Origin of the sequence: Actinomadura meyerae, assembly GCF_900188445.1 — a bacterium.
Taxonomy (GTDB): Bacteria; Actinomycetota; Actinomycetes; order Streptosporangiales; family Streptosporangiaceae; genus Spirillospora; species Spirillospora meyerae.
The window spans coordinates 564369-582708 of record NZ_FZOR01000001.1; the positions used below are offsets into that span (position 1 = coordinate 564369).

General features: G+C 75.1%; 20 protein-coding genes. 15 read left to right on the top strand and 5 right to left on the bottom strand.

Annotation, left to right across the window (positions count from 1 at the left end; all coding sequences use genetic code 11):
* Window positions 1-18: 18 nt before the first annotated feature.
* Window positions 19-354, bottom strand: a complete 336-nt coding sequence (locus tag CHF16_RS02540) for a hypothetical protein (protein ID WP_089324216.1) — start codon at window positions 352-354, stop codon at window positions 19-21.
* A gap of 126 nt (window positions 355-480) precedes the next feature.
* Here CHF16_RS02540 and CHF16_RS02545 point away from each other — a divergent pair, with 126 nt between their 5' ends.
* On the top strand, window positions 481-1161 hold the full coding sequence (locus CHF16_RS02545) for a phosphorylase family protein (RefSeq protein WP_089324217.1): 681 nt from the start codon (window positions 481-483) through the stop codon (window positions 1159-1161).
* Between the two features lie 39 nt (window positions 1162-1200).
* Here the strand turns inward: CHF16_RS02545 and CHF16_RS02550 are convergent, their stop codons facing one another.
* The 4 genes from CHF16_RS02550 to CHF16_RS02565 all read right to left on the bottom strand — a co-directional run bounded on the left by CHF16_RS02550 (window position 1201) and on the right by CHF16_RS02565 (window position 6802).
* Window positions 1201-1671: a hypothetical protein gene (locus CHF16_RS02550; RefSeq protein ID WP_245868161.1), complete on the bottom strand. Its 471-nt coding sequence runs from the start codon at window positions 1669-1671 to the stop codon at window positions 1201-1203.
* Between the two features lie 152 nt (window positions 1672-1823).
* Entirely contained in the window at window positions 1824-3080 is a 1257-nt protein-coding gene (locus tag CHF16_RS02555; protein WP_245868162.1) for a hypothetical protein, read from the bottom strand.
* 75 nt (window positions 3081-3155) lie between these two features.
* A complete protein-coding gene (locus CHF16_RS02560) occupies window positions 3156-4937 on the bottom strand; it encodes an ABC transporter ATP-binding protein (protein WP_089324218.1) in 1782 nt (593 codons plus the stop codon).
* Window positions 4934-6802, bottom strand: a complete 1869-nt coding sequence (locus CHF16_RS02565) for an ABC transporter ATP-binding protein (protein WP_245868163.1) — start codon at window positions 6800-6802, stop codon at window positions 4934-4936. Before CHF16_RS02565 ends, CHF16_RS02560 begins: the two co-directional genes overlap by 4 nt.
* A gap of 186 nt (window positions 6803-6988) precedes the next feature.
* Between CHF16_RS02565 and CHF16_RS02570 the strand changes: the two genes are divergently transcribed.
* The 14 genes from CHF16_RS02570 (at window position 6989) to CHF16_RS02635 (ending at window position 18272) form a co-directional block, all read left to right on the top strand.
* Window positions 6989-7687 (top strand): TIGR03085 family metal-binding protein, encoded by a 699-nt coding sequence (locus CHF16_RS02570; protein ID WP_089324220.1) that lies wholly within the window; start codon window positions 6989-6991, stop codon window positions 7685-7687.
* A 247-nt stretch (window positions 7688-7934) separates the two neighbouring features.
* Window positions 7935-8141 carry a cold-shock protein gene (locus CHF16_RS02575; RefSeq protein ID WP_026405868.1) on the top strand — a complete coding sequence of 69 codons (207 nt, stop codon included), beginning with the start codon at window positions 7935-7937 and terminating at the stop codon, window positions 8139-8141.
* Window positions 8142-8291: 150 nt separating this feature from the next.
* Entirely contained in the window at window positions 8292-8678 is a 387-nt protein-coding gene (gene hisI / locus CHF16_RS02580) for a phosphoribosyl-AMP cyclohydrolase (RefSeq protein ID WP_089324221.1), read from the top strand.
* On the top strand, window positions 8675-9274 hold the full coding sequence (locus CHF16_RS02585; protein WP_089324222.1) for a Trp biosynthesis-associated membrane protein: 600 nt from the start codon (window positions 8675-8677) through the stop codon (window positions 9272-9274). Before hisI ends, CHF16_RS02585 begins: the two co-directional genes overlap by 4 nt.
* Complete coding sequence (locus CHF16_RS02590; RefSeq protein ID WP_089324223.1) at window positions 9271-9942, top strand: response regulator transcription factor; 672 nt, start codon at window positions 9271-9273, stop codon at window positions 9940-9942. The genes CHF16_RS02585 and CHF16_RS02590 overlap by 4 nt, the downstream gene beginning before the upstream one ends.
* Window positions 9943-10031: 89 nt before the next feature.
* Window positions 10032-10505 (top strand): DUF2752 domain-containing protein, encoded by a 474-nt coding sequence (locus CHF16_RS02595; RefSeq protein WP_089324224.1) that lies wholly within the window; start codon window positions 10032-10034, stop codon window positions 10503-10505.
* 135 nt (window positions 10506-10640) lie between these two features.
* Window positions 10641-11447, top strand: a complete 807-nt coding sequence (gene trpC, locus CHF16_RS02600) for an indole-3-glycerol phosphate synthase TrpC (RefSeq protein WP_089324225.1) — start codon at window positions 10641-10643, stop codon at window positions 11445-11447.
* A 210-nt stretch (window positions 11448-11657) separates the two neighbouring features.
* A complete protein-coding gene (gene trpB / locus CHF16_RS02605) occupies window positions 11658-12893 on the top strand; it encodes a tryptophan synthase subunit beta (protein ID WP_089324226.1) in 1236 nt (411 codons plus the stop codon).
* On the top strand, window positions 12890-13702 hold the full coding sequence (gene trpA / locus CHF16_RS02610) for a tryptophan synthase subunit alpha (RefSeq protein ID WP_089324227.1): 813 nt from the start codon (window positions 12890-12892) through the stop codon (window positions 13700-13702). The genes trpB and trpA overlap by 4 nt, the downstream gene beginning before the upstream one ends.
* A gap of 171 nt (window positions 13703-13873) precedes the next feature.
* Window positions 13874-14365 (top strand): vitamin K epoxide reductase family protein, encoded by a 492-nt coding sequence (locus CHF16_RS02615; protein WP_089324228.1) that lies wholly within the window; start codon window positions 13874-13876, stop codon window positions 14363-14365.
* A 59-nt stretch (window positions 14366-14424) separates the two neighbouring features.
* Entirely contained in the window at window positions 14425-15201 is a 777-nt protein-coding gene (locus CHF16_RS02620) for a DsbA family protein (RefSeq protein WP_089324229.1), read from the top strand.
* An 80-nt stretch (window positions 15202-15281) separates the two neighbouring features.
* Window positions 15282-16103, top strand: a complete 822-nt coding sequence (locus CHF16_RS02625) for a DsbA family protein (protein WP_245868164.1) — start codon at window positions 15282-15284, stop codon at window positions 16101-16103.
* 138 nt (window positions 16104-16241) lie between these two features.
* The gene (gene lgt / locus CHF16_RS02630) at window positions 16242-17528 is read left to right on the top strand and encodes a prolipoprotein diacylglyceryl transferase (RefSeq protein WP_218826499.1); all 1287 of its coding nucleotides are present in this window, start codon (window positions 16242-16244) and stop codon (window positions 17526-17528) included.
* 6 nt (window positions 17529-17534) lie between these two features.
* Window positions 17535-18272, top strand: a complete 738-nt coding sequence (locus CHF16_RS02635) for a VIT1/CCC1 transporter family protein (protein ID WP_089324231.1) — start codon at window positions 17535-17537, stop codon at window positions 18270-18272.
* Window positions 18273-18340 lie beyond the last annotated feature (68 nt).

Sequence of the window (18340 nt, forward strand, 5' to 3'; positions counted from 1 at the left end):
TACGAAGGATAGCCGGGTTCAGCCGCTGTTGGAGATCTTCACCACCACCTGGTCCGCGGTGACCGACTGGACCGAGACGTTGAAGCCCTCGGCCTGCTCGCCGTCGCCGACCGGCACGGTGACCGTCTGGCCCGCCACCTTCAGGGTGACCATCTCACCCTGCACCTTCACGAGTTCGGCCTTCACGCCGAGGATGGACGCGCTCGCCTCCACGCCGCGGTCGAAGGTCACCGTGCAGGAGTTGACGTCACAGGAGGTCTTGCTGTTCTCGCCGCCGCACGCGGCGAGGGCGCCGAGCGGCAGGAGCGCGAACGGGAGTACGGCCAGCTTCCGCCGGAGGGGAAAGGAGGTCATGCCGGGGAGTCTAGGCGCGGCCCGGCCCGCCGCCGCCCTCCCGCAGGCGGATCCGCGAGGGCCGAATGTGGTACCGCACGGTGACGCGGCTGGATCTTCCCGGCCACCCCGTGCTTCGCTGGACGCGTGAGCACGGACAGTGACCCGCGCGCCGGCACCGGTGCCCCCGGCGCCGCGGCCGACGGGGGCGTGGCCGACGGCGCCGTGGCCGGGGATGTCCCGGTCGTCGGCCCGGTCGTGTGCGCCGCGCTGCGGATCGAGGCCCGCGCGGTGCGGCGCGGCCTCACCCGGACCCCGGTCGTGGTCGTCGGCTACCGGGCCCGCCGCGCCGCCCGCCTGCCCGGCGCCTGCGCCGCCCTGGTCACCGTCGGCTTCGGCGGCGCGCTCGACGAGCGGCTGCGGCCGGGCGACGTCCTCGTCGCCGACGAGATCCGCGGGCCCGGCGGCTCCGCGGTGCGGTGCAGCGCGCCCCGGCTGCTCGCCGGGGAGCTGATCCGGGACGGGCTGAGCGCCCAGGTCGGGCCGCTGGTCACGACCGACCGCGTCGTCCACGGCCGGCAGCGGGCCGTGCTCGCCGCGCAGGGCGCGCGCGCCGTCGACATGGAGTCGGCCATCGTCGCGGCGCGGGCCGGCGGGCTGCCGGTCGCCGCGCTGCGCGTCATCGTGGACGGCCCCCGCCACCCCCTGTGGCATCCCGGCACGATCGGCCGCGGGCTGGCCGCGCGGCGCGTCCTGGCCCGCACCGGGCCCGCGCTGGAGCGCTGGAGCGTCCTCCTGGTCCGCGGCGAGGACGCCGCCGGGCCGTGAGCGGCCGGGCGTGGGCCCGGCCGAGGCGGCGGCGAACGGTCAGCCGTGCCCGCCCTCGTGCCCGCCCTCCTGCCCGGAGCCGTGGTGGTCGCCCTGGACGATCTTGCCGCCGAGGTCCTTGCGGAGCGACTCCAGCGTCGGCTTCTGGCTGACCGCCACCCAGCGCGCCCCGACCAGGTACCAGCCGCCCCACGGCTTGGCCTCCTCCAGCCAGGAGTGCATGCCCGCGTCGGTGGTGAAGCTGACCAGGACGAAGCGTCCCAGCGAGGTCTTGCAGTTCCCCTGCTCCAGGTCCTTGACCTTGCGCTGCCCGGTCACCTGGCAGTCCGTCTGCTGCGCGAGTTCCTGCAGGCTGGCGGGCTTGGCGGTCTTCTCGCCGGAGGCGTCCGATTTCGCCGAGCAGCCCGCCGCGAGCGGCAGCGCCAGCGCGGCGGCGCACAGCAGCGCCGCCCTTCCCCGCGGCGTCCTGCGGCGCGGTGTGATCGGGCGGGGGTGGTGTCGGGGACCCATCGCCATTCCTCTCCGGGTGAGATGCGCGATTCGACGGAGCAATACGCATCGCGCCCCGGCGGGGTTCACCGGCGGCCCCGCGAAGTCCCCGAGGCCGTCCGGCGTCCGGCCCGCGCCGTCCGGCCCTGGCCGGCGGGCTCGGGTCCTCGGGTTCAGGTCATCAGGCGGGCGCCCGCCGCGGCGCGGACGCCGGGGTCCTCGGCGCCGTCCTGGTGCAGCCGGCGCAGCCGCAGCCCCGTATCGCGGGTGAGCGGCGCGGACCGGGCGGCCTCGGCGCGGACGCCGTCCTCGCAGTCCCACAGCCCCTCGACGGTGTAGGACTCGGCGGTGTGCGGGGCCGTTCTCGTCAACGCGGTCAGGATGCGGGGTCTCAGATAGGCGTAGGTCGACTCGGTCCAAGCGGTCTTCAGCAAGGGGACGGCCTCACCGGCGCGCAGCCGCCCCAGCCCCTCGATGGGACCCGCGGCGCCGCCCCACTCCCGCCGGGCGACGGCCCCTTGCAGCTCCTCCATCAGCAGCGGGATGTCCTGCCGGGTGCCGTACCGGGCGAGGATGCGCAGCCCGATGTCGGCGCAGCCGCCGCGCTCGGCCGCCCACGCCCGCGCCCGCGGCAGCGTCTCCGGGCCGTAGTCGCGCAGCGCCCGGCACACCGCGCCGCCGAACCGGCTCGGCCGCTGCGGCAGCAGCTCCTCGGCGAGGTCGAGCAGCGCCGGCGTCCGCCGCCGCCCCAGCTCGAAGATCGCCGCGATGGCGCCCTCGCCGCGCCGCCGGGCGAGCGCCAGCAGCTCGGCGTCGCTCTGCGCGTCCCGGCCGGGGCCCGCGGCCATCGCGCGGCGCGCCGCCCGGCCCGCCGCCCGCTGCCGCTCCAGCGCCGCGGCCACCCGCGGCTGCCGCGCCGCCCACGCCTCGATCACCGGGTTGCGCCCGGCGGGCACCAGCATCTCCAGGTCGGCGTCGTCGCAGCGCGCCGCCACCAGCTCGTCCAGGCCGTCCGTCAGCGATGGGTCCTCGAGGTCGATCAGCTCCGTCACCGCGTCGAACCACTGCGCGCCCTCCTCGGCGTACCGCCGCAGCGGCGCCGCCGCCTCGCGCCGGCTCAGCCGCACCAGGTCCGCGAGGACGCCGAGCGCGAGGTCCACCCGCCATTCGTCGGGGTCGGTATGGTCCGCGGGGTCGAACAGATGCTCGGCCACCGGCCCCGCCGGCAACTCCAGATCCACCATCAACCGGGCGTAGTACAGCCGCCGCGACTCGCACTGGCGGTCCCAGCGCGGATCCGACCGGACGCAGTCGTAGACGTACTCGCCCGCGCCGGGCCTGTCCGCCGCGCGCCGCGCGGCCCTCCCGAGCCCCCGCTGCAGCTGACCGCGCAGCGTGCCCGCCGATTCCAACACGACCTCGTTGCTCACCCCGTCAGAATGCGCACTGGACCAGATATCGGGCAAGTGCTTTACCCCAGGTCGGTCCGGTCCTCATGGCGCTTCTCACAGCGACCGCTGCGCGATCCAGGACGCGTGCAGGTCGGCGTAGACCCCCGGACGCGCCACCAGCTCGGCGTGCGGGCCGCGCTGGACGATCCGCCCGGCCTCGAAGACGATCACCTCGTCGGCCGCCTCGGCGGTCGACAGCCGGTGCGCGATGGCGATCGCCGTCCGGCCGCGGGTGACGCCGTCCAGGGCCCGCTGGATGCGGACCTCCGTCGCCGGGTCCACCGCCGAGGTCGCCTCGTCCAGCACGAGCAGGTCCGGGTCGGCGATGTAGGCGCGGGCCAGCGCGACGAGCTGCCGCTCCCCGGCCGACAGCGACTCGCCGCGCTGCCCCACCGGGGTGGCGAGCCCGCGCGGCAGGCCGTCCAGCCAGTCGGCGAGGCCCAGCTCGGTGAGCGCGCGGGCGAGGTCCTCGTCGGAGGCGTCCGGCCGCCCGTACCTGATGTTGTCGGCGAGGGACGCGTCGAACAGGAACCCGTCCTGCGGCACCATGACGATCCGCTCGCGCAGCGAGGAGAACCGGACCCGGTCCAGCGGCACGCCGTCCACCAGGATCCGGCCCGAGACCGGGTCCATGAGCCGGGTGAGGAGCTTGGCGAACGTGGTCTTGCCGGAGCCGGTCTGCCCGACGACCGCGATCCGGCTGCGCGGCGCGATCTCGGCGTCCACCCCGTGCAGCACGGGCGGGCCGCCCGGATAGGCGAACCCGACCGACTCGAACCGCACCTCGATCGGCCCGCGCGGCAGCGTCTCGCCCGCCTCGCCGGGGTCGGCGACGTCCGGCTCGGTGTCCAGCACGCCGAGGACCCGCCGCCAGCCCGCGATCGCGTTCTGCGCCTCGTTCAGCACCTCGGTGGCCGTCTGCATCGGGCTGACGAACAGCGTCACCAGGAACAGGAACGCGACCAGCTCGCCCGCCGACACCTCCCCGGCGACGCCGAGCAGCGTCCCGGCGATGACGACGGCCGCGGTCGCCAGCGCCGCGACCAGCTCGCTGACGGGGAAGGTCAGCGCGACCATCGCCTGCGCGCGGGTCTGCGCCGACCGGTAGGACTCGACGGTCTCGTCCACCCGGCGGCCGGTGCGCTCCTCCGCCGCGTACGCGCGGATCACCGGGGCGCCGACGACCGACTCGCCGACCGCGGCCAGCAGGTCGCCCATCCGCTCCCGCACCCGGAAGTAGGCCGCCGAGAGGATCTTCTGGAAGCGCCGCAGGGCGAACGCCAGCGGCAGGAACGCCACCCACACCAGCAGCGCCAGCTGCCAGGAGTAGACCAGCATCAGCACGCTCGCCACGAGCAGCTGCCCGATCGAGACGATGAACATCAGCCCGCCGGACTGCATGAACTGGCTGATCTGGTCGACGTCGCTCGTCACCCGCGACACGAGTGCGCCCCGCCGCTCCCCGCTCTGGGTGAGCATCGACAGGTCGTGGACGTGCCGGAACGCCTTCACCCGCAGCCCCGCCAGGCCGCCCTCGGACGTCTTGTAGAGCCGCACGTTCATCAGGTACGCGCACACCGCGGTCACCAGGACGGCCGCCGCGCACAGCAGCACGGCCGTCCGGATGAAGGCGATGTCGGGGCCGCCGGGGCGCCCGATGCCCTTGTCGATCGTCTGCTGCACGGCGATGGGCACCACCACCCGCCCCGCCGTCGACACCAGCGCGAGCAGCAGCGTGCCCGCCAGGCCCGCCCGGAACTCCGGGCTCAGCCGCAGCCCCCGCCTCAGCGTGCTGATCGCGCCCTCGGTGGTCGCCGCGCCGTCAAGGACCGTCATGCCAGTGCCTCCTCGCCGCCCTCGACGGCCTCCTGCTCGGCCTGCTCGGCCTCCTGTTCGGCCTCGGCCCGCTCGTAGGCGTTCACGAGGTCGGCGTAGCCCGCCGAGCGCTCCAGCAGCTCGGCGTGGGCGCCGCGCGCGACGACGCGGCCGTGCTCCATGTAGACGACCTCGTCGGCCAGCGCGATCGTCGCCTTGCGGTAGGCGACGACCACGACGGTCGCGCCGCCCGCCTCGCCCGACTGCGCCTCCCGCAGGCTCTGCAGGATGCGCGCCTCCACCTGCGGGTCGACGCTGGAGGTCGCGTCGTCCAGGACGAGCAGCCGGGGCCGCCGCACCAGCGCGCGCGCCAGCGCGAGCCGCTGCCGCTGCCCGCCCGACAGCGTCGCCCCCCGCTCGCCCACCTTCGTGTCGAGCCCGTCGGCGAGGGCCGCGACGAACCCCTCGGCCTGGGCGAGGCGCAGCGCCTCCCAGACCCGCTCGTCGGGGACGTCGAGGCCGAGCGTCACGTTGCCGCGCACGGTGTCGTCGAACAGGAACGTCTGCTGCGGGACGAGCGCCGCCGTCTCCGCGACCCCGCCGCGCCGCACGTCGCGCAGGTCGACGCCGTCCAGCAGGACCGAGCCGTCGGCCGGGTCGACCAGCCGCACCAGCAGCGAGGTCAGCGTGGACTTGCCGGAGCCCGTCGGGCCGACCACCGCGATCGTCCGCCCCGGGGACGCGGCGAACGACACGTCGTGCAGGATGTGCCGCCCGGAACCCCCGCCGCCCTCCTCGCCGCCCTCCTCGCCGTCCGCCGCGCCGTCCTCCTCGCCGTCCTCCTCGTAGGCGAAGCGGACCTCGCGGACCTCCAGATCGGTCGCCTTGCCGCCGTTCCCGTCCAGCGCGTCCTCCCCGAACGGCAGGGAGCCGGTCGCGTCCAGCACGTGGCGGACCCGCTTCCAGCCGACGACGCTGCGCGGCACCTCGCCGAGCACCCAGCCGAGCGCCCGGACCGGCCACGACAGCAGCGTGAACAGGTAGGCCGCGTTCACCAGGTCGCCCGGCGACATCGCGCCGGCCTCCAGCCGCAGCGACCCGATCAGCAGGACGGCGAGGACGCCGAGGTTCGGCAGCGCCTCCAGCACCGGGTCGAACAGCCCGCGGATGCGGCCCACCGCGATGTTGGCGTCCCGCAGCTCCTCCGCCCGCTCCCGGAACCGCGCCGTCTCGGCCGCCTCCCGGCCGAGCGTCTTGACGACCAGGCCGCCCTCGAAGCTCTCGTGCGCCACCTCGCTGACCTCCGCGCGCAGCTGCTGCGCGCGGGTCGCGACCGGCGACAGCCGCCGCTGGTACACCACGTTGATCAGCGCGACGGCGGGGAAGACCAGGAAGCCGACCGCCGCCACCACCACGTCCGTCACCAGGATCGACACCGCGGCGATCAGCAGCATGAACACCACGCCCACCGCCATCGGCAGCGGCGCGATCGGCGCCCACACCGCCTCGACGTCGGCGTTGGCGTTCGACAGCAGCTGCCCGGTCGGGTGCCGGTGGTGCCAGGCCAGCGGCAGCCGCAGGTACTGCCGGGTCACCGCGCGGCGGTAGGACGCCTGCATCCGGTACTGCATGAGGCCCGCGTAGAAGCGCCGGCCGGCGACGCCGAGCGCCTTCAGCAGCGCCACACCCATGATCAGCGCGGCGGCGCCCGCCAGCGCCCCGGCGGTCGTGTCCCCGGACTCGAAGGCGGGCAGGACGACGTGCTCGGTCGCCCAGCCCAGCACCTTCGCCGTCGCCACGGTCATCGCCGCGTACAGGGCGCTCGCGGCCACCGACGCCGCGAAGACCCGGGGCTCGGCCTTGACCGCGACCCACAGCACGCCCATGCCCTCCCTGAGCACGTGTGGGCTGACGCGTCTGGACGCAGGGGGCACGGCGACTCCTCGATCACGGCGGGCGCCCGGGACTCCGCCCCGGCGACCGGGGCGCGGGGGATCTCCGGGCCTGCACATGCCTACCATCCGGCCGCGGTGCTTATTCCCGGCCGGGCCCGCACCGCCTACGATCAAGGGATGAGCGCATCCGAGGGCCGCCCGGCCGCGGGCCCGGCCGAGCCCGGCGCGGACGCCCCCGGGCCCGTCCGGCGCGAGCGCCTGCTGCTGGCCGGCGCGCTGGCCGACGCGGGGCCCGACGCCCCCACCAGGTGCGGCGGCTGGACCGCCCGCGACCTGGCCGCGCACCTGGTCGTCCGCGAGGACCGGCCGGACGCCGCGCCCGGGATCCTGCTGCCCCCGCTGGCCTTCTACACCGAGCGCGTCCGGCGCCGCACCGCGCGCGCCGTCCCGTTCGACCGGCTGGTCGAACGCTTTCGGGACGGACCGGCGAAGTTCTCCCCGTACGCGCTTCCGGGAGTCGACAAAAACGCGAACGGTGTCGAGTTCTTTGTTCACCATGAGGACGTCCTGCGTGCGCGCCCCGACTGGGAGCCCCGGGAGATCTCGCCGGAACTCGAGGAAGTGCTCTGGCGACGGATAAAAATTGCCCGCTTTGTCCTAAGAAAAGTTCAGGTCGAGGTAACGCTGGTGCAACCCGACGGGCGCAGCCTGCGGGTGCCCGGCCGGGGCCGTGACGCCCGCGGAGCCGTGCGCGTGCACGGCCCGGTCGGTGAACTCGTCCTCTGGGCACTGGGCCGCCGGGACGTCGCGGACGTCCGCCTCACCGGGGCCACGGAGGCTGTCAAGAGCCTGACCGAGACCGGTTGGAGTCTTTAACGGGCAGGTAACGGCAGGGTTCGCCGAGAGGAGAATCGCGTCCCTTGCGGCTCCTCCGCTTTACGCGGAACCGGTGATACTGTGGGGCGGTCGGTTGCAGTCGTGGTTCTCGATCGTGCAGACGCCCGCGGACTGATGGCAGCGGGCGTTTTGGCTTTTCCGGGACCGTACGGGGGGCGAGAGCGTTCCGCAGCGACCGCACGGGCCCGCGAGGTGTGGGCCCAGGTTTTGCCGCAAGGAGAAAGACATGCCCCAGCAGGGCACCGTGAAGTGGTTCAACGCCGAGAAGGGCTTCGGGTTCATCGCCGTCGACGGCGGCGGGCCGGACGTCTTCGTGCACTACTCGGCTATCCAGACCTCCGGATACCGCACGCTGGACGAGAACCAGCGCGTCCAGTTCGAGGTGACGCAGGGTAACCGGGGTCCGCAGGCCGACCAGGTCGTCCCCCTGTAACACCCGCAGTCGTACGTCGGGGCCCGCTCCCTCCGCCAGGGGAGCGGGCCCCTTCGTCTTCACCGGGCTCGTTCCGGGCGGGCCCGTTCCGGGCGGGCCGGCTCGTCGGGCGAGGTCGGCGGCCGGTAGCGCTGCAATAAACTCTCGGCCATGTCCCCACGAGCGTCCAGCGACCTGGACCCGAAGATCGCCGCGCGACTGAAGCGCGACCCGAACGGCCTCGTGCCCGCCATCGCCCAGCAGTACGACACCGGCGAGGTGCTCATGCTCGGCTGGATGGACGACGAGGCCCTGCACCGCACCCTCACCACCGGCCGCTGCACCTACTGGTCGCGCAGCCGGGGGGAGTACTGGGTGAAGGGCGAGACCTCCGGGCACCAGCAGTGGGTCAAGTCGGTCGCGCTGGACTGCGACGCCGACGCCGTCCTGGTGAAGGTCGACCAGGTCGGCGCCGCCTGCCACACCGGCGACCGCACCTGCTGGGACGCCGACGTCCTTCCCGCGGTCGTCGGGGAGCGCCCTGACGGGGCGTCATGACGCCCGGGCGTGAACGCGGGCTGACGGCGCTGCTGTGCGCCGCCGGCGCGGGTCTCGCCCTGCTCGCCGCCGGGCGCACCTGGGCCACCGTCAAGGCCGAGCACGCCATCACCCCCTTCACCCAGACGCTCACCGGAGGCGACCTGGGCGGCGCGGCGGGCGCGCTGGGCTGGGCCGGCCTGGCCGGGCTCGCCGCCCTGTTCGCCACCCGCGGCCGTGTGCGCGCGGGCGTCGGCGTCCTCATCGCCCTGTTCGGCGCGGGGATCGCCTACGCGTCGGCCGCCGCCGTCCAGCGGTCGAACGTGCTGTCCGCCGCGGGCGACAAGAGCGCCCTGCTGAAGCTCGGCGCCGACCCCGCCCTGGACGTGAACCTGTGGTGGATGGCCTCGGTCACCGGGGGCGTGCTGCTCGCCGTCGCCGGCCTGGTCACGGCCGTGCGCGGCGCGCGCTGGCCCGGGCTGTCGTCCCGGTACGAGCGCGCCGGGACGCGCGGCCCCGCCGCCGGGGGCGCCGCTCCGGCCGGCGACCCCTCCGCGATGTGGCGCTCCCTCGACCGCGGCGAGGACCCGACCGCCCGCCGCGACGGCCGGTCGTGACCGCCGACGGGGGCGGGCTCGTGCTCGTCGTCGAGCACGATCCCGCCGTCGCCGAGCTGCAGCGCCGCTACCTCGCCCGGGAGGGCTTCGCCGTCGAGATCGAGGCCGATCCCGGGCGGGCGGCCGCCGCCGCCGAGCGCAGCCGCCCCGACGTCGTCGTCCTCGACCTGTCCACCGCCGCGCTGCCCGCCGACCTGTACCGCCGCGTCGCCGACGCCGCATGCCCCGCCCCCGTCGTCGCCGTCACCGGCCCCCTCGACCCCGCCATCGCCCGCTCGCTCGGCGAGCACCGCGTCGACCGGCCGTTCGGCCCCCGCGTGCTCGTCGGCGCCGTCGCCGAGGCGCTGCGCCGGGGCGCCCCCGCCCCCGCCGGCGAGCCCGGTCCGCTGCGGGCCGGCGCGGTCGCCCTCGACCGGCCCGGCCGGGCCGCCGTCGCCGGCGGCCGCCGCGTCGCCCTCACCGTCACCGAGTTCGACCTCCTCGAGTTCCTGATGGCCAACCCCGGCCGCGTCTTCACCCGCGAGCAGCTCCTCGACGCCGCGTGGGGGCCCGGCGCCGGCGCCGGGAGCCGCACCGTGGACGTCCACGTCGCCCAGCTCCGCGCCAAGCTCGGCGAGGACAGCCCCATCCGGACCGTCCGCGGCGTCGGCTACGTCCTGGACGGCTGACGGCGGCGGCTGACGGCGGACGGCGGCGGGCCGTCCGTCCTCCCGGTGGCCGCGCGGGCGCCCCCCGGGCGTCGCCTATCGTGGGCCCTGTGACTCGCGCACCCGTCCCTTCGCAGGAGCACGCGCATCCGCACGGGCCCGCACCGCACGCGCCGGGCCCGGGGCGGCTCAGGGCGCTCCTGCCGCAGGCGGCGGTCCTCGCCGGTGTCACCGCCGGAGCCCTGGTCGTGGCGCTGCGCGGCGACCCCAACGAGGCCGGGCACTACCCGGGCTGCCCGTTCCTGGCGATGACCGGGTACTACTGCCCGGGCTGCGGGGCCACACGGCTCGTCTACGCCCTCACCCACGGGGACGTGGGCGCCGCCTTCGGCCTCAACCCGCTGCTGTTCGCGCTGCTGCCGGTCTTCGGCTACCTCTACGCGCGCTGGACGGTCCGGACGGCGCGGGGGCTGCCGATGCGGACCGCCCTGTTCAAGCCGCCTGTGGTGTACGCGTTCGTCGGGCTCCTGATCGCCTATTGGGTGGTCCGGAACCTGCCGTTCGCGGCGGCGCTGGCGCCCTGACCTGCGCGGGGCGGGCGCCGCCCGGTCCGCCGGAGGGCGGCCGGAGGCGGACGCGGCCCGCCCGGGTGGGGGCCGCCCCGGTGGGGGCGGCTACGATCGGTGCACGGAACGACCTGAAATAGGGGGCCTGCGACCTTGAGCGTTTTGGACGAGATCATCGAAGGCGTCCGGGCCGATCTCGCCGACAGGCAGCGCGAGGTCCCGCTCGACGCCGTCAAGGAGAAGGCGGCCGCCGCCCCGCCCCCGCGCGACGCGCTCGCCGCGCTGCGCGGCCCGGGGGTCCAGGTCATCGCCGAGGTCAAGCGCAGCAGCCCGTCCAAGGGCGCGCTCGCCGCGATCGCCGACCCCGCCGCGCTCGCCCGCGACTACGAGGCCGGCGGCGCCAAGGTGATCAGCGTGCTGACCGAGCGGCGCCGGTTCGGCGGCAGCCTCGCCGACCTCGCCGACGTCCGCGCCAACGTCGACGTCGCCGTCCTGCGCAAGGACTTCATCGTCACCTCCTACCAGCTGTGGGAGGCGCGCGCCGCGGGCGCCGACATGGCGCTGCTGATCGTCGCCGCGCTGCCGCAGGACGCCCTGGTCTCGCTGATCGAGCGGGCCGAGTCCATCGGGCTGCTCCCGCTCGTCGAGGCGCACACCGAGGAGGAGGCCGCCCGCGCCGTGGAGGCCGGCGCCAAGGTCGTCGGCGTCAACGCCCGCGACCTGCGCACCCTCAAGGTCGACCGCGGCGTGTTCGCCCGCGTCGCGCCCACCCTGCCCAAGGACGTGGTGAAGATCGCCGAGTCCGGGGTGCGCGGCCCGCACGACCTGCTCGCCTACGCCTCCAGCGGCGCCGACGCCGTGCTGGTGGGGGAGAGCCTGGTCATCGGCCGCGACCCGCGCGCCGCCGTCGCCGACCTGGTCGCCGCCGGCGCCCACCCGGCGCTGCGGCAGAGCGGCTGAGCGGCCGAGTGGCCAGGTGGCCGGGCGTCCGAGCGGCAGGGCGTCCGGGTGGCAGGAGTCCGAGTGGCCGAGCCGCCGGCGGCGCACGCCGGCGGGCCGACTGGATAGGGTGAGGGCATGCAGGTCGAACCGCTCCGGGAGCGATGGCGGGGCCAGCCGAGCAACCGCTGACCCCATCGGCCACTTCTCCACGACAGGACCCGTTTACCCATGACCATGGACACCGCCGCGCGCGGTGCTGAAGCCGTACCCGACGCCACGGGCCACTTCGGCCGCTTCGGCGGCCGGTTCGCCCCCGAGGCGCTGATGGCGGCGCTGGACGAGCTGACCCGCGAGTTCGAGAACGCCAAGCGCGACCCGGCCTTCACCGCCGAGCTCGACGACCTCCTCGCGAACTACGCGGGCCGCCCCAGCCTGCTGACCGAGGCCGAGCGCTTCTCGGCGGAGGCGGGCGGCGCCCGCGTGCTGCTCAAGCGCGAGGACCTCAACCACACCGGCTCGCACAAGATCAACAATGTGCTCGGCCAGGCGCTGCTCACCCGCCGGATGGGCAAGTCGCGGGTGATCGCCGAGACCGGCGCCGGGCAGCACGGCGTCGCGACCGCCACCGCCGCCGCGCTCCTCGGCCTGAGCTGCACCGTCTACATGGGCGAGGTCGACACCGAGCGGCAGGCCCTCAACGTCGCGCGGATGCGGATGCTCGGCGCCGAGGTCGTCCCGGTGCGCACCGGCAGCCGCACCCTCAAGGACGCCTGCAACGAGGCGTTCCGCGACTGGGTCGCCACCGTCGAGGACACCCACTACTGCATCGGCTCGGTGATGGGCCCGCACCCGTTCCCGATGATGGTCCGCGACTTCCAGCGGGTCATCGGCGTCGAGGCGCGGCGGCAGTGCATCGACCTGACCGGCGCCCTGCCGGACGCGGTCGTCGCCTGCGTCGGCGGCGGCTCCAACGCGATCGGCACCTTCCACGCCTTCGTCCCGGACGAGTCGGTCCGGCTGTTCGGGTTCGAGGCGGGCGGCGACGGCGTCGCGTCCGGCAAGCACGCCGCGACCCTCGTCGGCGGGTCCCTCGGCGTCATCCACGGCATGCGGACCTACCTGCTGCAGGACGAGGACGGCCAGACCATGGAGACCCACTCGATCTCCGCCGGCCTCGACTACCCCGGCGTCGGCCCCGAGCACTCGTGGCTGCGCGACACCGGACGCGCCGAGTACCGCGAGATCACCGACGCGGAGGCGATGGACGCGTTCGCGCTGCTGTGCCGCACCGAGGGCATCATCCCGGCCATCGAGTCGGCGCACGCGCTCGCCGGCGCCCTCAAGGTCGGCCGGGAGCTCGGCCCGGACGCCGTGATCGTGGTCTGCCTGTCGGGCCGCGGCGACAAGGACATGCACACGGCCGCCTCCTTCTTCGGCCTGATGCCCGAGGAGGAGGGCCAGTGACCGTCCGGACCGCCTACGAGAAGGCCCGGGCCGAGGAGCGCGCCGCGCTCGTCGGCTACCTGCCCGCCGGGTTCCCCACCCGCGACGGCGCGATCGAGGTCATGAAGACCATGGTCGACGCGGGCTGCGACGCCATCGAGATCGGGCTGCCCTACAGCGACCCGGTGATGGACGGCCCCACCATCCAGGACGCCGTCCACCGGGCCCTGGTCGGCGGCGTCCGCATCGCCGACGTGCTCGCGACGGTCGAGGCCGTCGCCGCGACCGGCGTCCCCGTCCTCGTCATGACGTACTGGAACCCCGTCGACCGCTACGGCGTCGACCGGTTCGCGCGCGACCTCGCCTCGGCCGGCGGGGCCGGGCTGATCACCCCGGACCTCACGCCCGAGGAGGGCGGCGAGTGGCTGGAGGCGTCGGACGCGCACGACCTCGACCGGGTGTTCCTCGTCGCGCTCAGCTCCACCGACGAGCGGATCGAGACGGTCACCGGGGTGTCCCGCGGCTTCGTGTACGCGGCGTCGCTGATGGGCGTCACCGGCGCCCGCTCGGCCGTCGACACCGGCGCCCCGCGGCTGGTGGAGCGCACCCGGGCGGCCATCGACAAGAGCGGGACCGGGCTGCCGGTCGGGCTCGGGCTCGGCGTCGGCACCGGCGCGCAGGCCGCCGAGGTCGCCGGGTTCGCCGACGGGGTGATCGTCGGGTCGGCGTTCAGCCGCCGCGTCCTGGACGCCCCCGACCTCGCCTCCGGCCTGTCCGCGGTCCGGTCGCTGACCGAGGAGCTCGCGGCGGGGGTCCGCGGCGCCCGCTGACCGCGTTCCGGACATGCCGGCGGGGCCCGTGCGGACGGCGGAAAAGCCGTATCCGCGCGGGCCCCGCCGGTCACCGGGAACTCGGCGCGGCCGCCGCCGAGTTCATGCTTGTGGCGGCGCGGCGCTCCCGTAGGGTGTGATCGCCGGAGAGGCGGTCCCGGAAGGATCACGATGACGCAAGAGATGACGGCGAAGGGCCGGGCCGAGGCGGCACGGCCGCCGCTGCCCCCCGCGTGGTTCCAGGCTGCGGCCTGGCTGCTGACGCTCGCGGGCCTCGGGATCTCCGTCTACCTGACGATCACCCACTACGACGAGGGCGCGCTGGTCTGCTCCGCGACCTCGACGATCGACTGCCACGCGGTCACCACGAGCGACTACTCCACGCTGCTCGGCATCCCGATGCCGCTGCTGGGCCTCGCCTTCTTCGTCGGGTTCGGCGCGCTGCTGACGCCCTGGGCGCTGCGCTCGACGTGGGCGCCGCTGCGGTGGGGCCGGGTGGCCGGCGTCTCCGTGGGCGTGCTCATGGTCGTCTACCTGGTGACCGTGGAGCTGGCGATCCTGCACAAGATCTGCCTGTGGTGCACCGGGGTCCACGTCGTCACCGTCCTGCTGTTCCTCCTCGTCCTGGCCGACGAATTCCGACGGATCGGTCAAGTCGACTAATCTCGCCGTTACCGCGCCGCACCGTCCGCGGCGCCGGGTCCGCACGCATAGGAGAACCAATGAGCAAGGCCGCACGAGAGCGGTCCGCGAGGGAGCGCCTGGCCGCCGAGCGCAAGCGGCAGGCGGCGCGGGAGAAGCAGCGGCGGCTGCTCGCCATCGTCCTCGGATCGGTGGTGGCGGTGGCGCTGGTCGTCGTCGCCACCGTCCTGGTCCTCGACCAGCGGAGCAAGAACGGCCGCGCCGAGGCCCACACCGGGCCCCTCGCGCCCGTCAGCCGCCAGGACGACGGCTCCATCGTGATGGCCAAGGCCGGGGTCGCCAAGCCCGAGCTGGAGATCTTCGAGGACTTCCAGTGCCCGATCTGCAAGGAGTTCGAGGAGGCGACCGGCAAGACCGTCAAGCAGCTCGCGCTGGAGGGCAAGGTCAAGGTCGTCTACCGGCCGTTCCACCTGTTCGGGCAGCAGAAGGACCCCATCCGGATCAACTCGCTGCGCTCGGCCGAGGCGGCGCTGTGCGTCCCGGCCGACAAGTGGGTCAGCTACCATGACGCGCTCTTCAAGTTCCAGCCCGCCGAGGGCTCCAAGGGCTTCTCGCCCGACGACCTCGTGAAGTGGGGCAAGGACGTCGGCGTCACCGACCCGAACTTCGAGAAGTGCGTCCGGGACGAGCAGAAGAAGAGCACGGTCGACGCGATGACCAAGTACGCGCTGCAGGACCGCGGCGTCGACGGCACGCCGACGGTCTTCCTCAACGGCCAGAAGCTCGACACCGCCCAGGTCATGAACCCCGCGGGGCTGCGCGCCATGGTCGACGCCGCCGGCGCCGCCGGGAAGTGACCTCTCCCGGCCCGCACGGCGCTTCCTGAGGACGATCGCCGCCCCCGCCGCTACGCTCGTCACAGCCAGGAGCACGCAGAGTGGCGATCGGGGGATCGATGAGCGAGCAGGGCAGCGGGGGGTCCGCGCGGCGGCGCCTCGCGCGGGAGCGGGCACGGGAGGCGGCCCGGGGGCGGCGCCGGCGCGCGCTGGTGGTCGTCCTCGGGGCCGTCGCGCTGGCGGCGGTCGCCGTCGTGGCGGTGGTCGTGGTGACGTCCCGGGACGGGGGCGGGCCCTCGGTCGACGACTACAAGGGCGCGCTCGCCCCCGCGACCCGGCAGCAGGACGGCTCGGTCGCGATGGCGAAGCCCGGCGTGACCGCGCCCGTCCTCGACGTCTGGGAGGACTTCCAGTGCCCCGCCTGCAAGGCGATGGAGGCGCGGCTCGGCGCGACGATGAAGCAGCTCGCCGCGGAGGGCCGGCTGAAGGTGGTGTACCGGCCGTTCCAGCTGTTCCAGCAGGAGCCGCTGATGGGCAACTCCCGGCGGGCCGCGAACGCCGCCGCCTGCATGCCCGCCTCCCACTGGGTGAAGTACCACGACCGGCTCTTCGCCGAGCAGCCCGAGGAGGGGACGAAGGGGTTCCTGCCGAAGGAGCTCATCGCCTGGGCGGTCGACCTCGGGGTGCGCGACGCGGCCTTCACCGCCTGCGTCGACGGGGAGCAGCGGATGAGGACCGTGAACCAGGCCAGCGCCGCCGCCGGGAAGGCCGGCGTCGACGCCACCCCGTACCTGGCGCTGAACGGCCGGAAGGTCGGCGACGAGGTCCTCGGCTCGGCCGACGAGCTGCGCAAGGCGATCGCGCGCGCCGCAGGCGGGCCCGCCCCGGCGAGCGCCCCCTCGCGCGGGACGGCCGCCTCGTGACGGCGGCGGCACGGCGGTGACGGCCCGGCCGGCGGGGCGGCCGTAGGGCAGGCCGGGGGCCCGGCCGGCGGCCCGGTCGGCGGCCCGGTCGGCGGAGGGGGCGCGCACCGCGCCCGGAAGGCGGTAGGTTCAACGGTCATGCAGCAGCTCGCCTCCATCCCGAGCCCGTCGCAGGGCGTCTGGGAGCTCGGGCCAGTCCCGCTCCGCGCCTATGCCCTCATGATCATCCTCGGCATCATCGCCGCGGTATGGCTGGGCGAGCGGCGCTGGGCCGCCAAGGGCGGCACCTCCGGCGTGATCATCGACGTCGCCGTGTGGGCGGTGCCGTTCGGCCTGGTCGGCGGGCGGCTCTACCACGTGATCACCGACTACCAGCGGTACTTCGGGGAGGACGGCGACCCCGTCCGGGCGCTGGAGATCTGGAAGGGCGGCCTCGGCATCTGGGGCGCCATCGCGCTCGGCGCGGTCGGCGCGGTCATCGGCTGCCGGCGGCGCGGGATCTCGGTGCTGGCGCTCGCCGACGCCGTGGCGCCCGGCATCGCGCTCGCGCAGGCGATCGGCCGCTGGGGCAACTACTGGAACCAGGAGCTGTACGGCCGCCCGCTGGACGCCTTCTGGGCGCTGGAGATCGACGAGAACCACCGGCCGATGCTGGACGGGGGCCCCGCCCTCGATCCCAAGTACGCCGACGTCGCGACCTACCACCCGACGTTCCTGTACGAGTCGCTGTGGTGCGTCGGCGTCGCGGTCCTGGTCATCTGGGCCGACCGCCGCTACAAGCTCACCCACGGCCGCGCGTTCGCCCTGTACGTCGCCGCCTACACGGTCGGCCGCGGCTGGATCGAGGCGCTGCGCATCGACGACGCCCACCACGTCCTCGGCCTGCGGCTCAACGACTGGACGTCGATCGCCCTGTTCCTCGGCGCGGTCGCCTACCTGTACCTGAACCGCGGCCGGACCGGTCCGGAGAACGTCGGCGCGGTCCCCGCCACCGCCGGAGGCGAGCCGGAGCCCGCGGCGGGCGGGCCCGCCGCGCCCTCGGACGAGCCGGAACCCGCCGGCAAGCCGGAGCCCGCGGACGGTCCGGAGCCCGCCGCGGAGACGAAGGCCGATCCCGAGGCGGCGCCCGCGAAGGACTCCGGCGAGGACGCCGGCGACGACCCGGCCGGGAACGCCGCCGGCGGCGCGGGCGGGGGTGCTGAGAAGGACGCTGAGGCCACGGACCAACCGGAGGCGCACTCCGAGGGCGACGTCCCCGCCGGCGCCCCCGAGGAGGCCCCTGAGGAGCCCGAGGGCGCCGCCGGCGCCGGGCCGGAGCCCGACCCCGGGGCCGCGCCCGCGGCGGAGATCACGGACAATGAGGGCGACGGCGCCGCCGGCCCCGCCGGGGCGGAGAAGGGAGAGCCCGTCCGGGACGGGAAGTAGGAGGCGATGGCGGACGCGGGGGACCCGGCCGGCGGCAGGGGCGGGGTGATGCCCGAGCGGCACCACCAGCACCGCGACGTGACCGGAGGCTGGCTGCGGCCGGCGGTGTTCGGTGCGATGGACGGCCTGGTGTCGAACTTCGCGCTGATCGCGGGCGTCGCGGGCGGCCGGGTCGACCGGACGGTGGTGCTGCTGGCCGGCCTCGCGGGGCTGGCGGCGGGCGCGTTCTCCATGGCGGCGGGCGAGTACATCTCGGTCGCCTCCCAGTCGGAGCTGGCGGAGGCGGAGATCGAGGTCGAGCGGCTGGAGCTCGCCCGGCATCCGGCCGCCGAGGAGCGCGAGCTGGCCGAGGTGTTCGAGGCGCGCGGCGTCGACCCCGAGACCGCCGCGGAGGTCGCCCGGCAGCTGTCCAGGGACCCCGAGGAGGCGCTGGAGGTGCACACCCGGGAGGAGCTCGGGGTGACCCCCGGCGACCTGCCGTCGCCGGTGCTGGCGGCGGGCTCGTCGTTCCTGTCGTTCGCGATCGGCGCGATCCTGCCGGTGCTGCCGTACCTGCTGGGCGCCACCTCGCTGTGGCCCGCGGCGATCGTCTCGGCCCTCGGCCTGTTCACGGCCGGGGCGCTGGTGTCGCGGATCACCGCCCGGCCGTGGTGGTTCGGCGGGACGCGGCAGCTGCTGTTCGGCTCCGCCGCCGCGGGCATCACCTACGTCGTCGGCGCGCTGATCGGAGCCAACGGCCTGTAGCCGGCGAGAATCTGGACGAAAAGCCCTTTTGGCCCCGCGAGGGGCGCCCGGACCGCTAAGCTCCGGGG

Coding starts and splice junctions, on each gene's coding strand:
- hisI (WP_089324221.1), top strand. CDS start 8,292: ATGTCCCCACGAGCGTCCAGCGACCTGGACCCGAAGATCGCCGCGCGA.
- CHF16_RS02575 (WP_026405868.1), top strand. CDS start 7,935: ATGCCCCAGCAGGGCACCGTGAAGTGGTTCAACGCCGAGAAGGGCTTC.
- CHF16_RS02635 (WP_089324231.1), top strand. CDS start 17,535: ATGGCGGACGCGGGGGACCCGGCCGGCGGCAGGGGCGGGGTGATGCCC.
- CHF16_RS02620 (WP_089324229.1), top strand. CDS start 14,425: ATGAGCAAGGCCGCACGAGAGCGGTCCGCGAGGGAGCGCCTGGCCGCC.
- CHF16_RS02615 (WP_089324228.1), top strand. CDS start 13,874: ATGACGCAAGAGATGACGGCGAAGGGCCGGGCCGAGGCGGCACGGCCG.
- CHF16_RS02540 (WP_089324216.1), bottom strand. CDS start 354: ATGACCTCCTTTCCCCTCCGGCGGAAGCTGGCCGTACTCCCGTTCGCG.
- CHF16_RS02550 (WP_245868161.1), bottom strand. CDS start 1,671: ATGGGTCCCCGACACCACCCCCGCCCGATCACACCGCGCCGCAGGACG.
- CHF16_RS02560 (WP_089324218.1), bottom strand. CDS start 4,937: ATGACGGTCCTTGACGGCGCGGCGACCACCGAGGGCGCGATCAGCACG.
- CHF16_RS02570 (WP_089324220.1), top strand. CDS start 6,989: ATGAGCGCATCCGAGGGCCGCCCGGCCGCGGGCCCGGCCGAGCCCGGC.
- trpB (WP_089324226.1), top strand. CDS start 11,658: ATGACCATGGACACCGCCGCGCGCGGTGCTGAAGCCGTACCCGACGCC.
- CHF16_RS02585 (WP_089324222.1), top strand. CDS start 8,675: ATGACGCCCGGGCGTGAACGCGGGCTGACGGCGCTGCTGTGCGCCGCC.
- CHF16_RS02565 (WP_245868163.1), bottom strand. CDS start 6,802: ATGGGCGTGCTGTGGGTCGCGGTCAAGGCCGAGCCCCGGGTCTTCGCG.
- lgt (WP_218826499.1), top strand. CDS start 16,242: ATGCAGCAGCTCGCCTCCATCCCGAGCCCGTCGCAGGGCGTCTGGGAG.